Origin of the sequence: Marinomonas sp. S3726 (genome assembly GCF_000967665.1) — a bacterium.
Classification (GTDB): Bacteria; Pseudomonadota; Gammaproteobacteria; order Pseudomonadales; family Marinomonadaceae; genus Marinomonas.
In genome coordinates, this window is sequence record NZ_JXYC01000006.1 from 46,088 (window position 1) to 64,132 (window position 18,045).

Here is an 18,045-nt window from a genome sequence, read left to right on the forward strand (position 1 = left end):
GTTTAGGTTTGTCGCTTTACAGCAATCAGCTGTGTATTTGACCATAAATGGTTTAGTTCTCGCGTTTAAAGTCTTCATTAAAGCTGGTCTGATAATCGATAAATGCCATTTCTGTTTCGCCATAATAGATACTTTTTGAGGCGATGGTGACCAAACGTATAACTGATTCTGGTGTGATTTCAGAGATGATTTTCTGTGACCACTGAGTACCTTGGTCTGTATCTTGGACAAAATAAAGTTTACTAGTATTGCCTTGGTTATCGAGTAAGGACGCTTCTACTTCAGAAAGTGAATAGGGTGAACTTACTATCAAGGTTTTACCGTTTTCAATATAGATATTGAGTTCAAAATTACCGTTCTGAAAAGTACATTTGCCACTGGTGTAACGACAGTTAGATTTAGCAACAAGAGGGTAAGACTCCCCTTCGATGGCTTTATGAGGCTTTTCACTGACTAGGTTATCAACACCAAAATAAGCTAATAAAGCTAGAATAGGCGCCACTATTAGTGCGATAACTACGTGTTTATTTTTGAACATATAAAATCCTGCTTATGATTATTAAAGAGATACAGGTGAGTTTCTGCTCAAACCTTAAGTGAAGGGTAAAGCCTGTTATCCACTTTATCGCATCGCATTCCGTGTCTATATTTTGCTCATATTAGAGTATAAGCAACAAGTGTTTATGAGTTTATATATGAGAAAAGATACCGATACAAGGATCGGTATCTTTTTGTTTAGCTTGACCTAATTAAGCTTAAAACTAAATTAGGCCCAGTCAATTTTAGTGATCCGATGCTTGGCCTGCGCCAGCTGGGATACGTATATGTTCTACCATATCTTGAACATCTTTAGGTGCTTCGCCATACATTCTGTAAACCGCTAGAGCAACAGTAAAGTTAACTAAAGCGCCTACTGCACCAAATGCATTTGGTTCGATACCTAAGAACCAGTTATTTGGTAAATCACCTAGGAAAGATGTGCTAGCAATAAACATGATGCCCTTATGTTGGAAAACATAGAAAAGCGTCACACTTAAGCCTGCAATCATGCCGGCAATCGCACCTTCACGGTTCATTTTCTTAGAGAATATACCCATCATTAAAGCAGGGAAGATAGAAGAGGCTGCTAGACCAAAGGCTAGAGCAACTGTCCCTGCGGCAAAATCAGGTGGGTTAAAGCCTAAGTAACCTGCGAATACTATGGCACCTGCCATGGCAATTCGACTGGCTCTGAGCTCTTGCTTCTCTGTAATGTCGGGTTTGAGTACCCCTTTTAACAAGTCATGAGAAATAGCTGATGCAATTGCGAGTAATAAACCTGCTGCGGTAGATAGTGCTGCTGCAAGACCACCCGCTGCGACAAGTGCAATAACCCAATTAGGTAGTTTAGCGATTTCAGGGTTAGCAAGTACCATGATATCTCTGTCTACTTTTACTAGCTCATTTTTAGACTTGTCTGCTTCGTATTGAATACGACCATCACCATTTTTATCTTCAAATTTAAGAAGACCAGTTGTTTCCCAGTTTTTAAACCAATCAGGACGCTCAGCATAAGCTAGGTTTTCTTCCGCAGCTGGTGGTTGCATTGTATTGATTAGGTTTAAACGCGCCATAGCAGCAACAGCAGGTGCTGTTGTATACAAGATAGCGATGAAAACAAGTGCCCAACCTGCAGAAGTACGCGCATCTTTCACTTTAGGTACCGTGAAGAAACGGATAATTACGTGAGGAAGGCCCGCAGTACCTATCATCAGAGATAGAGTGTAAGCGACCATGTTGGTGGTGCTTAAGCGAGTTTGAGTACTGTATTCTGCCCAACCTAACTCAGTCACAATCTGATCAAGTCGATCAAGGAGGAAGGTCTCAGAGCCAATCAAGGTACTACCTAGACCAAGTTGTGGAATTGGGTTACCTGTAAGGTTAAGTGAGATGAAAACTGCAGGAATAGTATAAGCAAAAATAAGCACGACATACTGAGCTATCTGAGTATAAGTAATCCCTTTCATACCACCCATTACTGAGTAGAAGAAAACGATAGTCATACCAACCAATAGACCCACTTCATACTGCACTTCTAAGAAGCGTGAAAAGGCGACCCCTATCCCTTTCATTTGCCCAATAACATAAGTTACTGAGGCAACGATCAAACAAATAACCGCCACGATGCGGGCAGTTTTTGAGTAGAAACGATCGCCGATGAATTCTGGTACGGTAAATTTACCGAACTTACGAAGATAAGGAGCAAGAAGCAATGCGAGCAATACATAGCCACCGGTCCAGCCCATCAAGAAGACAGAGCCACCATAGCCATAAAATGCAATTAAGCCAGCCATACCGATGAAAGACGCTGCAGACATCCAGTCAGCACCTGTCGCCATACCGTTAAGTACAGGGTGTACGCCACCACCTGCGACATAAAACTCTTTCGTTGAGCCCGCACGAGCCCAGAATGCAATACCTAGATATAAGGCAAAAGTCATTCCGACAACAATATAGGTTAATGTTTGTAATTCCATGATGATCTCCGATTATTCATCAACGCCGTGCTCAATATCGAGCGCCGCCATTTTTTTTGCATAGACGAAAATAAGCACAACAAAGGTATAAATAGCCCCCTGCTGAGCAAACCAGAAACCAAGTTTGTAACCACCGATCTGTATATTATTGAGCACATCGACTAGTAAAATACCGCATCCAAAAGAAACGACAAACCAGACCACAAGCAGCTTGATCATCAAGCTAACATTGGCGCTCCAATAGGCATTATTCTTACTCATTATTATTATCCTCATTAGGTAAGTGCATATTGATGATGAACCCCTAATGAAAAAGTCAGTATTAGACTTTAGTCGAGACGCTTTATTTACAGTGCTTGAAAAGAAAAAATACGAAGGAATTGAGCGAAAAAGTAAAACAAGGCTAACGAAAGTTTTTGAAACTTCGTCAGCCCTGTAATCTGATTAGAAAGGGAGTTAGTAAAGGAAATCTTCTTTAGCGACAAAGTCTCTGTGCTTAGAAGCGAGAGCAGTCGTTCCTGTATTTAACACATACTGAGGTACCAAAGGTGCTGATTTTACTAGGCTTTCTGCTTGGTTTAAGTAAGCTTGCCAGAGATCGTCTTTTGCTTGAATACTTAACAATTCAACCTGATCTGGGTTTGAATTAGTTGCTTGCATTAAGCTATCCAAACCAAGGCTTAAATTCATTACCTCTGCTTTTTGACCTGCATACAACCAAAGGTCTGTACTCTGATCATATTCATATAGAGACATTAGTCTAAGGCCGTGTTCAGCAACAAATTCGATCGCTTTTAAAATAAATTCGGCTTCTTCTTCCGCAATAAAGTAGTTTAAGTTAAAGCGAACCCAACCTGGTTTGAAGCGCTTGTCTTGTGCAATTAAATCGACGAGCTCTAAGGATGTTTGCTCATCTATGTTTAAAAGGTCATGGCCATAAGGGCCTGCGCAAGAGCAACCTGCACGCATTTGAATGCCAAAGAGATCATTTAGTAGACTCACGACTAAACCATGGTGTAGATAGCCAAATTTTGTTTTTACCCTAAATGACGTAATTGATAGGCGTTTCGCATTTGGGTTACCTAAAACCTCTATGGCATTGTTGCTATCAAATTTTTGTTTGATAAGGTCAGACCACTTCTCTTCTAATGCTTCAATGGCATCATCACCAATATCTGATTTCACTTTAAATGCCAAACCAGCCCGAATGGATTCTATGATTGCCGGTGTGCCTGCTTCTTCACTACGTTCGCCCGGCGCTAAAAAGGTGTGATTATCTCGGCTTACAAAAGAAACCGTACCGCCACCAACGGTTGAAGGTCTGTCATTGGTGAGTAGGGCGCGCTTGATGATCAAAACCCCTGGCGTGCCAGGACCGCCAACAAGTTTATGAGGAGAGAAGAAGAGAGCATCTTTATCCGCGCCTTCTACATCAGAGTTCATTGCCACTTTCATGTAAGGTGCACCCGCAGCAAAGTCCCAAAATGATAAGGCTTGATGCTGATGCAATAGCGCTGCAACAGCATCCTGCTCTTGGATAATGCCTGTTACGTTAGAAGCCGCTGAAAAGCTTCCAATTTTTAGAGTGGTGTTTTTGTATGCTTGTAGTTGTGACTCAAGGTCATTTAAGCAAATTCCGCCATCTTGAGCTTCTTTGATACGAACTACTTTTGCTCCAGACTCACGCCAAGGTAATTCATTAGAGTGATGCTCGTAAGGGCCAATAAAGATCACAGTATCTGAGTCATTTAAGTTATGGGCTAAGGTTAGAATGCGAATCAACTTATCAACTGCAGCCGTCGCGCCAGAACCGCAGAAAAGTACAACATCATCTTTGTTTGCATGACATGCTGATGCAATAAGCTGTCTTGCATCTTCACGATAAGCACTTGTCTGACGGCCAGTCACGGTCGCCTCCGTATGCGTATTGGCATAAAAAGGCATGACTTTTTGAGTAATAAAACTTTCTATAAAGGATAAGCTACGGCCTGATGCAGTGTAATCGGCATAGGTGATTTTACGTGAGCCAAATGGTGTTTCAATAAACTCACTGTCACCAATAAGCCCTTGTCTCACAGACTCTAACGCCATAGTTAATTTTGTATTTTGTTGGGTTGAAAGGGTCATGTACTTATCCTCTACTATGATCCCTACACCCTTGTTAATCCTTTACGCTGGGTAAAGGTAGCTCCGTTGTCCACTTAATTTGCTCCATAGCAAAATTAGAAGTGACATCGGTTAGAGAGGTTGCAGAAATCAATCGTTTATAAAATTCGTCATAGGCTTTGATGTCGGACACCAATACCCTTAAAAGATAGTCGTATTCACCTGCCATACGATAGAACTCAACGACTTCTGGAAACTGAGCAACCACATCTGAGAAGTTGTCTAACCAGTTAGCGTCATGCTGATTTGTCTTCACTTGCACAAATACAGAAACGCCTAAATTGAATTTATCACTGTTTAACAGAGCAACTCTTTTACGCACATAGCCCTGTTGTTCTAACTTTTGAATACGACGCCAGCAAGGGGTTTTAGAGAGTCCTACATGGGCCGCCATGTCTTCTAAAGAAATACTATCATCCCTTTGAATTAAAGTAAGTAGTTCTAAGTCTGTGCTGTCCATGGGTATTTTTTCTCTTTAAATTTGTATTTGTTAGTATTTTATTTCTACTTGAAGGGACTTTTCAAGTGCTTTTAGAAATGTGTTTTAGCAAAGCTAGAATTAGCAAAAAAAGGTTGTGTGAAAAACAGAGAAAAATAATCAAAAAAACCTTAAAAAAGTGAAAACAAATTCAGAAAAGACATGTTTTTAGGGATGAATAGAGGAGAGGAGCGCAAAAAAATACCCAAAACAGATAAGCATTGGGTATTTTTTGATTCGTTTTATTTCGCTGTTATTGCAAAAATTAGGTGGTCAATAGATTAAGGGCTTTATTAGAATCCGCATTTGCTTGAGCAAGAACGGAACCTCTCGCATCATTAATCATATTTTGCTGTGCTCGTTCAGCGACTTGAATTGCAAAGTCAGTACTGGTTATTCTGTCGTGCATAGCATCGAGCTGCTCTTGTGTACTAAAGAGCTTTTTCATTGTGGTGTTAAAGTCTGTTTCTTGTGCATTGTATTGAGAGCGAATATCTCTCACCACATCCATACTGCCATTAATAGCCGAGAGTGAATCGCGAATAGATTCAGGGCTATTCAGATCAATCTGGTATAAACCCTCTCTTTCAAATTTGCCATCCACATTATGAGTGACTACGGTAACGCCATATTGGGTTTCGTTATGAGAGGCGAAGGTCTGGTTAGTATTCTGAGTTAAAAGAGGATCACCACCATACTTGGTAGAATCAAATAAATCTTGAATACCTGCCACAATATCTAATGCTTGAGCTTGAGTGTCTTCCACTTGAGTTTGAAACTCTTCTTGTGATTGACCTTCTTTTCTCTCATTTGGCGTGCCTTGAGCGAGTTTTTGTAACTCTTTCAAACCACCTTGAATTTCATCTAAAGAATCGTTCGCCACTTGAATCATAGAGTAGGCATTAACCGTATTACTGATCTGTTTTTGATTCTTATTGATTTCAGTGGTTAAACGTTCAACTGATCGTGTTAACAGAGCTTCTTTCTGATTTGGATTGATCTGTTGAAATGTATTGTCAGCTTGTTGTTGGCTGATGTGTTTAGTATTTATTTTATCAACGTAAGTATCACGTGCAGGGCGAGTATCTTGCCCGCTTCCTGTTCTAACCACATATCTACTTGTTTCAACAGCGGGTGCTGCAGTAGCTGCAGTACTTGCAGGTGTGTTCACTGCATTTGCGGCAGCAGAAGCACTTGTTGTCACAGGGTTAGTGGCAGCTTGGCTCGCAACACTAGGACTAGAGGCTACTTGGCTAGAGGCAACACTACCCGAGGCAGCAGGTGTCGTTGCCGCAGCGACAGGCGCAGCATTGCTAGAAGCCACTGGCAGTGTCATAGGTGGTATTGTTGTAGAGCCATTAATAGTAGACATTAACTAAATCACTTTCTGTTTACGTTTTAATCAGTATAACTTTGAAATTAACCAGAGTTAATAGCTTATCACTGATAAAAACCTAGGAAAATGGCTATTCCATCTGGAGCTAATTGATTTATATACAATTTATCAAATTGTAAAATTACATATAGATTGATTAAATCCAGTTACTTTTAGTTAAGGAAGGTACAAATAGTCAATAACTCAAGTTTGCTGAGGTGGCTGAAATAGCCTTCATTCCTTGCTTCCTTTGCCATTTAAGCAAAGGAAGCAAGTTCAGTTATTTTGGGTTTACCCCTAATACGCCTTGGCGAAAACGTTCAATTAACGCCTTGATATCTTCGTGTACCATAAGTAGTGCAGGAATAAGCACCAGAGTAATCACGGTCGCATACAAGATCCCATAAGCGAGGGATACTGCAGCAGGAATTAAGAACTGTGCCTGACGAGAGGTTTCACCTAATAAAGGCATTAAGCCAACAAAGGTGGTGATAGAGGTTAACAACACCGCTCTTACTCTATCGCGGCATGCTTGGTTGATCGCTTCTTTGATTGAGTTAGTCTCTTGCTTAAGCTCATTAAAGCGTGATGCCAATAGCAGGCTATCATTCACCACAACGCCACTTAAGGCGATGATGCCATTCAAAGATAATATTCCTAACGCCAAATCATTAGACCAATGACCTAACATGGCACCTATGATGCCAAAAGGGATTGCCATCATAATGAGAAATGGCTGTACATAGGATTTAAGCGGGATAGCCAAGAGAATATAAATAATCAGCATCGCCATGATAAAAACAACTAACATGGAAGACTGAGTTTCAGCTTGCTCCTTTGCTTCACCTGCAAAGCTGATATCAAGGCTTGCAAATTGTTGCTCTAACTCAGGGACCAAGTCTGATTTAATTTGGCTGACTAATTCTGTGGCAGATAAAAGGTCCTTATTCAATTCAGAGCTAATATAAACGGCACGTTTTGCATCAATCCGTACAATCTCTTGCTCAGTAAATCCCGAACTGATATTCACTAAGGCACTTAAAGGAACCTGGTTACCATCGTCCAAACGGATTTGAGTATCAATGAGGTCAGTCATACTCGCCTCAGAGCTATCAGGGTAACCTAGCTGTACTTCAACTTCATCACTGTCTCTTTGGTAAGACTGAACTTTACTGCCATCAAAGTAACTTAACACTTGGCTAGATAGGCTTTGAGTGGTTAAGCCTAATGCTCTACCTTGTTCAGTTAAGCTCAAATTTAGCTGTGATTGAGACAGTGCGGCATTATCTTCGATACCGCTGACAGCAGGGATAGAAGATAGGTAGTCTTTGAGTAATTGGGAAGCTTCACTTAATTCCTCACTACTTGAAGACCTTAGTTCAATACGAAGGGCGTCAATGCTGCCTCGACGGGTTTGAACTTTTAAGCTTTTAGCACCTTCAGCTTGCCCAATATTTTTTTGCCAAGCGGCGGCGAATTGTTTGGCGCTATAGGATAGGTCCGAATCTAATTCAATGGTGATTCTGCCAGATTGATCATTACTAGAGCTGACTTGCAGATTAATAATGCCATTATCTGTGCTTGCCTCATTTCTTAGTTTGAGTTCGGTGCTATAAGCCGCTGCTTCCATACGGGCTAGTACCTGATGAGTCTGCCCATAACTGACATCATTATGCATATTAAGGCTGGCGCGTACTGTATCTCCAGGAATGCTGGGGAAAAAGCTTACCCGAATTGCACCGGTAAATGGCATGCTAGCGACAAGAACAAAAATACCGACAAAGAGAATTAAGACTCCATAGCGATTAGCGAGAGCAAAATCGATACTTGGCTTATAAATACGTTGCGTAAAGAAACTTAAGGCTTTATCTGCCAAGTTTTGTACCCAGCGAATTAACATCATAGGCCAAAAACGGCTCTTGGTTGGACGAGTATTTAAGTGGGCTAGGTGAGCAGGGAGTATGAGTTTTGACTCAACGATAGAAAGCATTAAGCAAACGGCAACAACAGTGCCAAATTGAGCATAAAGAGTACCTAGTCTGCCTTCAATATTGGATAAGGCAAAACAAGCTGCAACCGTAGTAAATACCCCAAATAAGGTGGGGACAGCGACTCTTAAGGTTCCTCTAATTGTACTGGCAATATTATCCCCATGTTTAGACCTTTCGCTGTAGACACTTTCTCCCACTACAACAGCATCGTCCACCACTATGCCAAGGGCCATGATAAATCCAAAGGTGGTAAAGGCGTTTAGGCTCATGCCTAAAAAGCCATCTCCCATTAGAAATAAGGTACCAAAGAAGATAAATGGCAAACCTAGGGCAACCCAGAGGGCAACACTCAAGTTTAAAAAGATCGCCAACATTAAGAAGACCCAAAACACACCGTTTATTGCATTATCAATAAGTAGGTCTAAACGCTGGTTAATGGCTTCACTGCGGTCATACCAAGTAGCAAGTTCTACTCCTGTTGGTAACCTGCCTGATTCTAACCATTTTTGACTGACAGCTTTGGCGGCAATCACAGAATCAGAAATGTCAGTCAGACCTGTGGTAATGACTTGAATAGCAATACTGTCTTCATTATTGAAGCGAGAGAGTACCGCTGTATCTTCATCATAGGTGTCTCGAATAACCGCCACATCGGATAATAAAAGGCGGCTACCATCGCTAAAGGTTTTGATGGTTAGTTCGGCAAAATCACGGGTTTGGTAAGCTTGTTCAGAAGATTGGATTTGAAGGTATAAGTCCGCATTTTTAAGAGTGGCGGTATTGGCATTGGTTGATTCTTGGTTAATGGCGTCCGCTACATCACTCAAGGTCATGTTGTAAGATTGCAAACGGCCTTCATCAATATCTACCTTGATAGTGGCATCTAACCAACCTGAAATCGTTACTTGGCCAATATCAGGGTTAGCCAGTAGGTCAGCTTTTAAATCAGTCGCAAGGTTTTGTAGCGTATGTCGACCAACATCACCATAAAGCTGTAGCCAAAGGGCGTGCTCTTCACGTGCTGCCTTTTCTAGAACAGGGCTTTCAGCATCAGAAGGAAAGCTAGAAATTGTATCTACCTTGGCCTTCACATCTGTCATGAGTACATCAATATCATATTCAGACAGCTTTTCTAAACTAACGCTTACTCCATTGGCGTTAGATGTAGTTGTCATGGTCTTGATACCTTCAACTGTTTCCAACTCATTCTCTAACGTAATTGCAATGCCTTCTTCGGCTTGAAGTGCAGAACCACTGTCATAATCAATGCTAATGGTGATGGTATCGGGTTCGGTACTGGGAAAGGCTTCTTTACGTAAATCTCCCATGGTCAAAGCACCAAGGGCAATCACAAGTAGCATTAGTAGATTAGCTGCAACCGGGTTATGCGTGAACCAAGGGATAATGCCACTTGGGGAGTTCGCCGAGTTCGGGCCATGAGGGTGGGCGGATGACATTAGTTATCTCCCTTCACATTCAAGGCTTGGCTTGGATTCGCTGAGTTTTCTTGTGAACCAGACTTCTGCGCTAATAACTTTCTTGAGTTCTCTTGGGGCTGGCTAGCATCTAAATTGCTTTTAACCTTCATACCTTCTAAATAACTATTGTAAGGGCGAATCAAGACCCGCTGTTCATCTGCTTGTAAGTCGGTAGGTGGGGTAATATACACTTGTCCGTTAGCACTAAAGACAGGATCAGCACTAAATGCAGCGAGTCTATTTTCCTGATTTAAATACCATACTTGGCTTTTCTGACTAAAGGCTGTGCTAGGTAATTGCCACAGCTTGCCCATAGAAATCCCTTTTAAGCTAGCTTTCACAAAGCTGCCTGCATAAAGGGCTGGGGTTTGCTGTAATGGGTTATCAACAGCGATGACTAAGGTTCTAAGGCGAGTGCTACTATCTCTATGGCTATCTGCAGAAAGCACATACGCTTGCCATTTAGCTTGGGTTTCAACATCCGTTAAAGTGACAGGCCAACGTTCTTTTTGCATGGTTTCAATACTAGGCAATTTAGCCCAATCTTTGGCTGAAAGGGCAATCTTAATATCCATGCGGTCTGTGTTGTAAATGGTGCCTATCTCTGTGCCTGCTTGTACATAACTGCCTGGCACGATTTCACGGCTAACTACGAGCCCATTAAATGGTGCTTTGATGCGAGTATCTTCAAGGTTTTGTTCTGCTTCTTTAAGGCTGGCCTTAGCATCTAAAAGGGCTGCTTTTGCCTCTGCGATTTGTGGTTCTCTTAATACTAAATCTGAGCTAGGTTGGCCAGATAGCCCTGATGCATTCCATTCATCAAGCGCTTGCTCCGCACTTCTTAACTCTTCCTTTAACGCGACTACCGCGCTGGTAACGGCGTATTCTTGGGTTGCCACACTAGCTTGATAACTCGTGTCTGCAATAATGGCAAGTAGCTCTCCTGCTTTTACCTTCTTACCTGCTTCAAACTCTTTGGCTAAATTGGTGATTTGCCCTGAATTTTGCGCTTCTAAGGTAAGAGAGTATTTGGGTTCGGCACTACCAAATGCCTCAATGACAGGCTGATAATTCCCAACTTTTGTTGGTATAACAGAGACCTGAGGCAGCACTTGTACACTGGCTTTTTTAGGGCGTGTTTGGCTCTTCTTCGCTTCAAGTTGGTTTGAGACAAAAATAAAAATTAGGCCAGACACCAATAAACAGGCGATTAAAAAGGTAAATTGGGAGACTTTGCGTGTCATGGTGATACTCCATTTGAGGCAGCAAGCTTGCCCTTAGTGTTTTGATCTTTACCTTGAGTGTTAGCGACTTGGCCAGATAATCCAAGGGCCAAGCCAAGGGTAATACGGTTATCAAGACGCTGATAAATAAGGTCATCCAATGAGGCAATTAAGTTAAATACATCCTGTTGCACACCCAGTAAATCGACTATATCAACACTGCCGTTTTTAAAGTTCTTTTGATATTGCAGTAGGTTGTTCTTTTCTGCGGTTAAGGCATCTTCAAGGTGAGTTTGGCGAAGGCTTAGAGACTTCTCAAGGCTGATGGCATTTTCAACTTCAAATACAGCATCTAAGAGAGCCGCTCTATAGATCTGATAACTTTGTGCTGCTTCATATTTCGCTACATCAATCGCAAGGTCTAGCTTTCCTTGCTGGAACAGAGGAATGGTTAGTTGTCCTAATAGCCCCCATACAGGTGACGTAAAAAGTGCAGCAGTAGGAGAGTAAGCCACATCGGTTAAGCTAGCACTTAAACTCAGTGAAGGGAGTAGGTCTTTATAAGCAACTTGAACTTCTAAATCTGCTTGCTCAATGTCATAAAATGCAGACATAAGGTCAGGGCGACGCGCTAAGGTTTGCTCAGGTAATTGCGCTAAAGGAATGAGCACCTCAGGATAATCTGTTGGCATTTGAATATCTTCAATTTTGTTATACCCCAAAAGGCGCATTAAGCTACGTTGGTTTATAGCTAAATCTTCACGATACTGTTCGACCTTTTCTTTAGCACTGGATAAAGAGCTTCTTGCACCATCTAATCCTTCAAGATCACCATTACCATTTTTATAACGGTTTAATAATAGGGATTCGTTTTTTGCTAAGAGCTCAACTCTGTCTTCTTCAACCTTTAATGCTCTTGATTGAGCAATTACCCCTAGCCAAGCAGACATGATTTGAGCAACTAAGGAATCTAATGAGGCTTGATAAAGAGCTTGCTGGCTTGAAAAGGCTTTCGCTGTGGCTTTATTCCCATCTGCTATTTGAGACCATAAGTCAGCTTCCCAACTAACCGTAAGGCCGCCCGTATAGGTATTGTTTTTCTCTTCATCATTGTTGGCTTTAAATGAAGCGTCCACTGTTGGTAGCAAACTATCATCCGCTTGGTTCAACTGGGCCCGACGTATTTTAAGAGTAAGTAACACTTGTTGAAGGTCTGGGTTAGCGCTGATTCCTTGCTCAATCAAAGCCGTTAAGCCTTTATCATCAATTAACTCAGTTAGGCTGGTGGCTTCACCTGAAATCGGTGTGGATTGCCATTGCACTTTTTCTGCTTGCGCTTCAGAGGCTGCCAAACTATTAAAATTCGAAGGTTCATCATCAGAACTTGGCAGGCTTTGACAAGCTGACAGAGTCAAGGCTAATACAGACATGCCTGATAATTTAGCTAACTTGTTATGGGTATTTCTCTTAAAAAGAGGCATAAAGTGTATGGTCTCAAAGAGGATAAGTTAAAATAAAATATATAAGAGAATCATAATACTTAGCTAATACTGAGATGTTTAGCAAAAGCTTGGCTAAGTTGAATTATTTACTTTATTGACAATAAAACCTGAAGAAAGCTGACACAGGGTGCATGTTTGCCTGAAAAAAGGCTAACTTGATACATTTTGTGATATTTAGGCTGAAGGCAAAAGAAAAGGCTAGGAGTAAGGGCGTTAAGCTTCTTATTACACATAATGATAGGGATAATCAGAAATCATGCAATATAAATTGGAAATCTATGCCCCAGAAGCAGAGATAATCAAGATACGTGATCTGCTCATTGAAATGAAAGCGGGCATAGTGGGTAATTATGACAGTGTTATCTCGATTGTTAATATTTCAGGTTTTTGGCGACCTAATGATGCATCTGCGCCTGTCACAGGGGATAAAAACCTGATTAACTTTGGTCATGAAGTCCGTATCGAGGTGCGCTGTGACAAAGAGAGAGTTGCTGCGACGCTCAAAGCTATTCGTCATATCCACCCATACGAAGAGCCTGTTATCAATATTATTCCGCTTGCAAATCATGAGTTTGAATAGGTAGAAATTACCTTTTGGAAAATAACTAAATACGAACTTTCCCTGTTCGTATTATAAGTTGATTACTTAATCAAAGTAGGATTCCCAACAGCCACCATTTACAGTATCTGTTGGTAATAAGCTTAAGTCAGTTGAAGCCGCAACATAGTATTCATTGGAGCCATCAGTACTACATTGAAGTAACTCACTAAAGTAAAAAGTATTAATGCCATCTAGGTATACCCATGTTCCTGATGGATTTTCATCATTTTCCCACCAAATTTTTTGCCAAGTTGCACCATCGGCTTGATAAGGGCTAGCATGAACTGACTCATCAAAGTTCTCTCCCAGACGAATCATTATGATATCTTCTTTATTATTGTATCCAGAGATATCAAAGTTGAAGTCTTTAATAACATCATGAGAGCCGTCAACAACAAAGAGGTCTGTAGAGCCACCTTTAAATTCATTACTTGATGAACTAGTACTATCTCCATCTCCCCAAAGATAATCTTGCCCACCATGGCCAACAATAATATCAGCGCCTCTACCGCCATAAATATAATCTGTACCGCCTGCACCAATTAAAAGATCATCTCCGTCTAAGCCATATAGACGGCCTTCAATTGGATCATCGTCTGTATCGGTAAAGCCATGTACAGCCAAAGCATCTGCATTGTCTGTTCCTGCTATAAACCGGTCAGTGCCATTGCCTGTATCTGCAATATTTGCTCCTTGAAAAAATCGTCCAGCAAACGCGCCATAGATATACAAAGAGTCTCCACTCTCAAGCTCAAGACCGTTAAAAAAATCTTGAGCGCTAGTGTTTGAACTGACATTGAAAGCATCTAGCTGTGAGTCTATGGTGTTAGTATCATATTGGTTTCCATCACCGTCATAATAATTGCTTCCATCTCGAGTTATTTCTAATCGAGTTTTATCAACTACTTCAAAAATCTGCCCTAATGCTGTGTTAAGTGAAACTGAAGTACTATTTAAATTATTGTAAATGTAACTTGAGAAGGATGAGCTAGGGCTTAAAATCGCAACTATTCCGCCATTCCCACCACTTGTTTGGTCAGCGTTTACGGTGAAATCACCATGTGATGTACTTGGCACACCACGAATATCACCAAACTCATCAGAACTGGTAACAATAAATATATCTTGTTCATCAAAATCTAAAAAATCCACATAATCAGCTTGAGATACTTCACTTTGAGAGTCAGTGCCTGCGTTCATTAGACTATTTACAGATGTCATTAAAGCACTGGTACCGGTACTGTACATAGCAGAAACGAGTGGGTTTCCTTGCGTTGCTGTTGATGCGCCAAGGGCGGATGTCCGTAAAATAGTTTGACCAATCCCCCAGTTTTCCCAATCGACAGTAGAGCTAGAGTCTGCGATTGAGCTATCAAAATCGCCAGAGGTGACTATATCTTTACCTGTACCTCCATAAACTGTGTCAATGTCGCTACCGGTTCGTACGCCAGGATCAATAAAGTCGTTACCATCGCCTCCATCTAAGTAATCTTGGTCCCAACCACCAAAAAGAACATCATTATCCGCTCCGCCATAGAGATAATCCTCACCACGCCTTCCTGCTAAATAATCATCTCCATCACCACCATATAGATTTTCACTACCTTGTTCTCCTAGAGCAGTATCATCTCCTTCTTCTCCATATAACCAATGCTCCCTATCTTTATTACAGGTAATTTCCATTGTGTCATTTCCAGATCCTCCATAAACAGTAAAGCTAAAATTTGTAGCCAAATACTCACAGTCTTTGGCTAGAAAATCATCATTACCAGAGCCAAGTTCTGCATATAGGTCCTTGTTCTTATACCCATCAGCTAATCGTACAGCACCACCATTGTATTCCAAATAATCATTTCCGCTGCCCATATAAGCTTCCCAGCTATGGTTGCTATAAAAGCCGTCGTCGGTATTATAATAATACCTATAGAATACTTTAGTGTTGTCTTCATCATTTCCATTATATGTATGCGTTGTCATCTATTATCTCCAAAAAAATTAAAAATTATTCAATGATTTTTATTGTTTTACTCTCGCATTCCTTTCTCCTTTAAGTTGATTATTGAGTCCATTAAATATTCAAATAAAGTACGTTTTTTAGTTTGGATGAAAACTTCAACAGGCAAGCCTGCTCTTAATTTAATTACAGGGTTTTCGATAATGATTTTTTTCGATTCAATCGGAATTTTTACCGTATAATGAAATTTATTAGACCTAGGGTTAAACTCAGTATCCTTTGATATGAACTGAATCTTTCTTTCTATGGGGATTTGTTTTTTAAAGCTATAAGATGAAAAACTTAACCTTACAGAGCTACCTATTTTAACTTGATCAATATCGAGAGGATTTAGCTGTGCTATAACCTCAAAGCCCTTCGATGTATTAGGGCGTACCTCTCCTGAAGCAATAATTGCCCCTGATGTTGGTGCAAAATAAGACCAAATGCCTAATACACCGATAAAAAAGACTATTGCGCTTATACAGATTAAAAGAGGGAAGGTTAATTCACTTAACATAGCGCTTTTCTGAGGTAACATTATGCTTGGCCTATTGTTGAGTTTTTAGAGTTTCTCGAGGTGCCTATTTTCACTTTGTAACCATAGTCATAACGAGTGGCTTTGTTTTCAACACCTCTGTTACTCGTTGACTCTTGAGCTTTGTCATCTGCTTTAATTGACTTGGTGTTTAGCATATTAAGAACATCATCTTTTAAACCTTTTCCAAGTAAACGCCCTTTGTTTAAGACAATTGCTTTAGAGGCTAAATCAATCGTATTGGGTTTATGGCTTATAAAAATAATTAAGTGATTTTCTTGGCTTAAGGCTTTTAGGTTTGTTTTTAAAGACTCACATGCCTGAGCATCTAAAAAGGCATCAGGCTCATCAAGCACTAGAACAAAAGGGCTTTTATACAGTGCTCTAGCAAGCCCGATTCCTTGTTTTTGACCGCCAGATATTTGGGGAGTATTGAGTGCTAGCTTTGTGTTATAGCCATCGGGAAGTTGTTGGATAAAAGAATGTATTCCTGCTTTTTTTGCTGCTACATATACATCTTCCATAGATGCATTGGGATCTAGGCGGGCAATATTTTCCCAAATGGTTACAGGCGCTAGATTCACTTCCTGAGGGAGGTAGCCAATATGAGAAGCGAGATTTTTGGGTGACCATTGATCTAGCTCGTTCCCATCTAGCCTCACTTCTCCATAACTTGGCTTTAAAAGGCCAACAAGAGCTTTACATAAGGTTGTTTTGCCTGCTCCAGAGTGTCCTAAAACCGCTAATATATCGCCTTTTTCTAACTCAAAGTTTATCCCTTGTAATAAGTAACTAGAAGCATGCTTAGCTTGATAATTAGTGGACGATTTACCTGATTTTAAAAGTGTTAAGTTATTGATAGATAATGTGCTTATTGGGTCTTTAGGCTGCTTCTTAAGGGGGGCTTGGCTATGGTAGGTATCGAGTAGTTCAGTCAAGTTTATATAGGCATTGCGCCCAGTAAGTAATTGCGTCCAAGCACTCATAAGTTGCTCAATAGGGCTTAACGCTCGTGACATCAATATTGAGCCCGCAACTACTATTCCAGGAGAGACTTCTCCCTGTAACAATAGGTATGCAGCGATGCCCATAATACCTATTTGTGACAGCATTCTAATGGTTCTCGCTAAAGCTAATAAACTTGAAGATCGTTGCTGTGATATTTGATAATCTGCTTGAGCTTCTGAGAACTTTTCTTGATACCTCGCTATGAGCGAGTCATGCATACCAAGAGCAATTATTTCATCACTATTTTTAATACTTTGATCTAGCCAAATTTGGCTTTGGTTTTGTTTGTTCTGAAAGCTAATCTGGTGTTTTCGAGTACTGAACTCACTAATGCAAGTTAAGCCAATTAAAATGAGTGCAGATATCAGTGTGAATAAACCAAGCCATACATTCATGGAAAATAATAGAATAAGAAATATACAAGCCCATGGTGCATCTAGTATTGGGAGTAAAGACCTACCTCCTATTAAAGATTTAATTTGTGCTAAATCTCGAATCCCCTGAGCCCCTATGATTTTTCCATCATGTGTAGCCGAAAAACTTGCTTCAAGAGTTGTTGGGATTAAACTTTTCTCTAACCAATTTCCTGTTTTAAATAATAATTGAGAGCGGCACCATTCAATCACGCCATATGTGACCAGTGCTATTAAGGCTAATACGCTAATTAAGAAAAGAGTCTCTATTTGAAAGCTAAGCATCACTTTATCAAATATTGCCATCATATAAAGTGGAGCGGTTAAAAGAAGAATATTTGTTAGAGATGATATTAATAAGATTATTAAAAAAGAACGTGAAATATCTTTTTTTAATTTTCTGATTTTATTTGTTTTTTTCAATTTAAATATCCGATTCTATTTGTTTTTTCTAAATTAGAAATTTTTAAATTATTATTTTTATAAGAAATAATTGTTTAAATAAAATTTTTACGGATCGTATGAAAGAGATATTTGTTTGGATAGATACTTTTTTGCAACACTATGTTGCAAAAATAAACCATGAGAGAGAGTTTTAGTATTTTATAAAACGAGATTTTCACAAGAAAAATGTTTAATTTAAAAGAGTTTTTGTATTGCTTTATTTTTTATAACTTAAGTTATAGCTGTTGATAAAAATAATTTAATCTAAGGTGTTATTATATTTATGGCTCTAATTAAAGTTAATTGATTTAATTTTAAT

13 protein-coding genes are annotated in these 18,045 nt (G+C 40.1%); 1 reads left to right on the forward strand and 12 read right to left on the reverse strand.

Translation table 11 applies throughout. The annotated features are described in order from the left end of the window. Nucleotides 1–52 precede the first annotated feature (52 nt). The 9 genes from TW85_RS05590 to TW85_RS05630 all read right to left on the reverse strand — a co-directional run bounded on the left by TW85_RS05590 (nucleotide 53) and on the right by TW85_RS05630 (nucleotide 12,708). Nucleotides 53–538 (reverse strand): hypothetical protein, encoded by a 486-nt coding sequence (locus TW85_RS05590; protein ID WP_046016119.1) that lies wholly within the window; start codon nucleotides 536–538, stop codon nucleotides 53–55. Nucleotides 539–782: 244 nt separating this feature from the next. Beyond that, the gene (locus TW85_RS05595; RefSeq protein ID WP_046016120.1) at nucleotides 783–2,516 is read right to left on the reverse strand and encodes a sodium:solute symporter family protein; all 1,734 of its coding nucleotides are present in this window, start codon (nucleotides 2,514–2,516) and stop codon (nucleotides 783–785) included. A gap of 12 nt (nucleotides 2,517–2,528) precedes the next feature. Next, the gene (locus TW85_RS05600; protein WP_197477686.1) at nucleotides 2,529–2,777 is read right to left on the reverse strand and encodes a DUF4212 domain-containing protein; all 249 of its coding nucleotides are present in this window, start codon (nucleotides 2,775–2,777) and stop codon (nucleotides 2,529–2,531) included. Nucleotides 2,778–2,972: 195 nt separating this feature from the next. After that, a complete protein-coding gene (locus TW85_RS05605; protein ID WP_046016122.1) occupies nucleotides 2,973–4,643 on the reverse strand; it encodes an aminotransferase class V-fold PLP-dependent enzyme in 1,671 nt (556 codons plus the stop codon). A gap of 34 nt (nucleotides 4,644–4,677) precedes the next feature. After that, nucleotides 4,678–5,142, reverse strand: coding sequence for an Lrp/AsnC family transcriptional regulator (locus TW85_RS05610; protein ID WP_046016123.1), 465 nt, complete (start codon nucleotides 5,140–5,142; stop codon nucleotides 4,678–4,680). Between the two features lie 283 nt (nucleotides 5,143–5,425). Continuing rightward, nucleotides 5,426–6,532, reverse strand: coding sequence for a hypothetical protein (locus tag TW85_RS05615; RefSeq protein ID WP_046016124.1), 1,107 nt, complete (start codon nucleotides 6,530–6,532; stop codon nucleotides 5,426–5,428). A 283-nt stretch (nucleotides 6,533–6,815) separates the two neighbouring features. Continuing rightward, nucleotides 6,816–9,983 (reverse strand): efflux RND transporter permease subunit, encoded by a 3,168-nt coding sequence (locus tag TW85_RS05620; protein ID WP_046016125.1) that lies wholly within the window; start codon nucleotides 9,981–9,983, stop codon nucleotides 6,816–6,818. Next, a complete protein-coding gene (locus tag TW85_RS05625; protein WP_052701907.1) occupies nucleotides 9,983–11,248 on the reverse strand; it encodes an efflux RND transporter periplasmic adaptor subunit in 1,266 nt (421 codons plus the stop codon). Before TW85_RS05625 ends, TW85_RS05620 begins: the two co-directional genes overlap by 1 nt. Beyond that, a complete protein-coding gene (locus TW85_RS05630) occupies nucleotides 11,245–12,708 on the reverse strand; it encodes a TolC family protein (RefSeq protein ID WP_084616138.1) in 1,464 nt (487 codons plus the stop codon). The genes TW85_RS05625 and TW85_RS05630 overlap by 4 nt, the downstream gene beginning before the upstream one ends. Before the next feature lie 277 nt (nucleotides 12,709–12,985). On the opposite strand from TW85_RS05630, the gene TW85_RS05635 reads away from it, so the two are divergent. Beyond that, nucleotides 12,986–13,309 carry a hypothetical protein gene (locus tag TW85_RS05635; RefSeq protein ID WP_046016126.1) on the forward strand — a complete coding sequence of 108 codons (324 nt, stop codon included), beginning with the start codon at nucleotides 12,986–12,988 and terminating at the stop codon, nucleotides 13,307–13,309. Nucleotides 13,310–13,375: 66 nt separating this feature from the next. Here the strand turns inward: TW85_RS05635 and TW85_RS05640 are convergent, their stop codons facing one another. Genes TW85_RS05640 through TW85_RS05650 form a run of 3 tightly spaced genes read right to left on the reverse strand, consistent with a single transcriptional unit; the run spans nucleotide 13,376 to nucleotide 17,705 of the window. Further along, on the reverse strand, nucleotides 13,376–15,307 hold the full coding sequence (locus TW85_RS05640) for a calcium-binding protein (protein ID WP_046016127.1): 1,932 nt from the start codon (nucleotides 15,305–15,307) through the stop codon (nucleotides 13,376–13,378). A gap of 47 nt (nucleotides 15,308–15,354) precedes the next feature. Next, nucleotides 15,355–15,843 (reverse strand): hypothetical protein, encoded by a 489-nt coding sequence (locus TW85_RS05645; protein WP_157196893.1) that lies wholly within the window; start codon nucleotides 15,841–15,843, stop codon nucleotides 15,355–15,357. A gap of 20 nt (nucleotides 15,844–15,863) precedes the next feature. After that, nucleotides 15,864–17,705, reverse strand: a complete 1,842-nt coding sequence (locus TW85_RS05650) for an ATP-binding cassette domain-containing protein (RefSeq protein ID WP_046016129.1) — start codon at nucleotides 17,703–17,705, stop codon at nucleotides 15,864–15,866. Nucleotides 17,706–18,045 lie beyond the last annotated feature (340 nt).

What these genes read in the sequence shown, in the direction of transcription:
- TW85_RS05590 (WP_046016119.1), bottom strand. Translation starts at nt 538, where the DNA reads ATGTTCAAAAATAAACACGTAGTTATCGCACTAATAGTGGCGCCTATT.
- TW85_RS05595 (WP_046016120.1), bottom strand. Translation starts at nt 2,516, where the DNA reads ATGGAATTACAAACATTAACCTATATTGTTGTCGGAATGACTTTTGCC.
- TW85_RS05600 (WP_197477686.1), bottom strand. Translation starts at nt 2,777, where the DNA reads ATGAGTAAGAATAATGCCTATTGGAGCGCCAATGTTAGCTTGATGATC.
- TW85_RS05605 (WP_046016122.1), bottom strand. Translation starts at nt 4,643, where the DNA reads ATGACCCTTTCAACCCAACAAAATACAAAATTAACTATGGCGTTAGAG.
- TW85_RS05610 (WP_046016123.1), bottom strand. Translation starts at nt 5,142, where the DNA reads ATGGACAGCACAGACTTAGAACTACTTACTTTAATTCAAAGGGATGAT.
- TW85_RS05615 (WP_046016124.1), bottom strand. Translation starts at nt 6,532, where the DNA reads ATGTCTACTATTAATGGCTCTACAACAATACCACCTATGACACTGCCA.
- TW85_RS05620 (WP_046016125.1), bottom strand. Translation starts at nt 9,983, where the DNA reads ATGTCATCCGCCCACCCTCATGGCCCGAACTCGGCGAACTCCCCAAGT.
- TW85_RS05625 (WP_052701907.1), bottom strand. Translation starts at nt 11,248, where the DNA reads ATGACACGCAAAGTCTCCCAATTTACCTTTTTAATCGCCTGTTTATTG.
- TW85_RS05630 (WP_084616138.1), bottom strand. Translation starts at nt 12,708, where the DNA reads ATGCCTCTTTTTAAGAGAAATACCCATAACAAGTTAGCTAAATTATCA.
- TW85_RS05635 (WP_046016126.1), top strand. Translation starts at nt 12,986, where the DNA reads ATGCAATATAAATTGGAAATCTATGCCCCAGAAGCAGAGATAATCAAG.
- TW85_RS05640 (WP_046016127.1), bottom strand. Translation starts at nt 15,307, where the DNA reads ATGACAACGCATACATATAATGGAAATGATGAAGACAACACTAAAGTA.
- TW85_RS05645 (WP_157196893.1), bottom strand. Translation starts at nt 15,843, where the DNA reads ATGTTAAGTGAATTAACCTTCCCTCTTTTAATCTGTATAAGCGCAATA.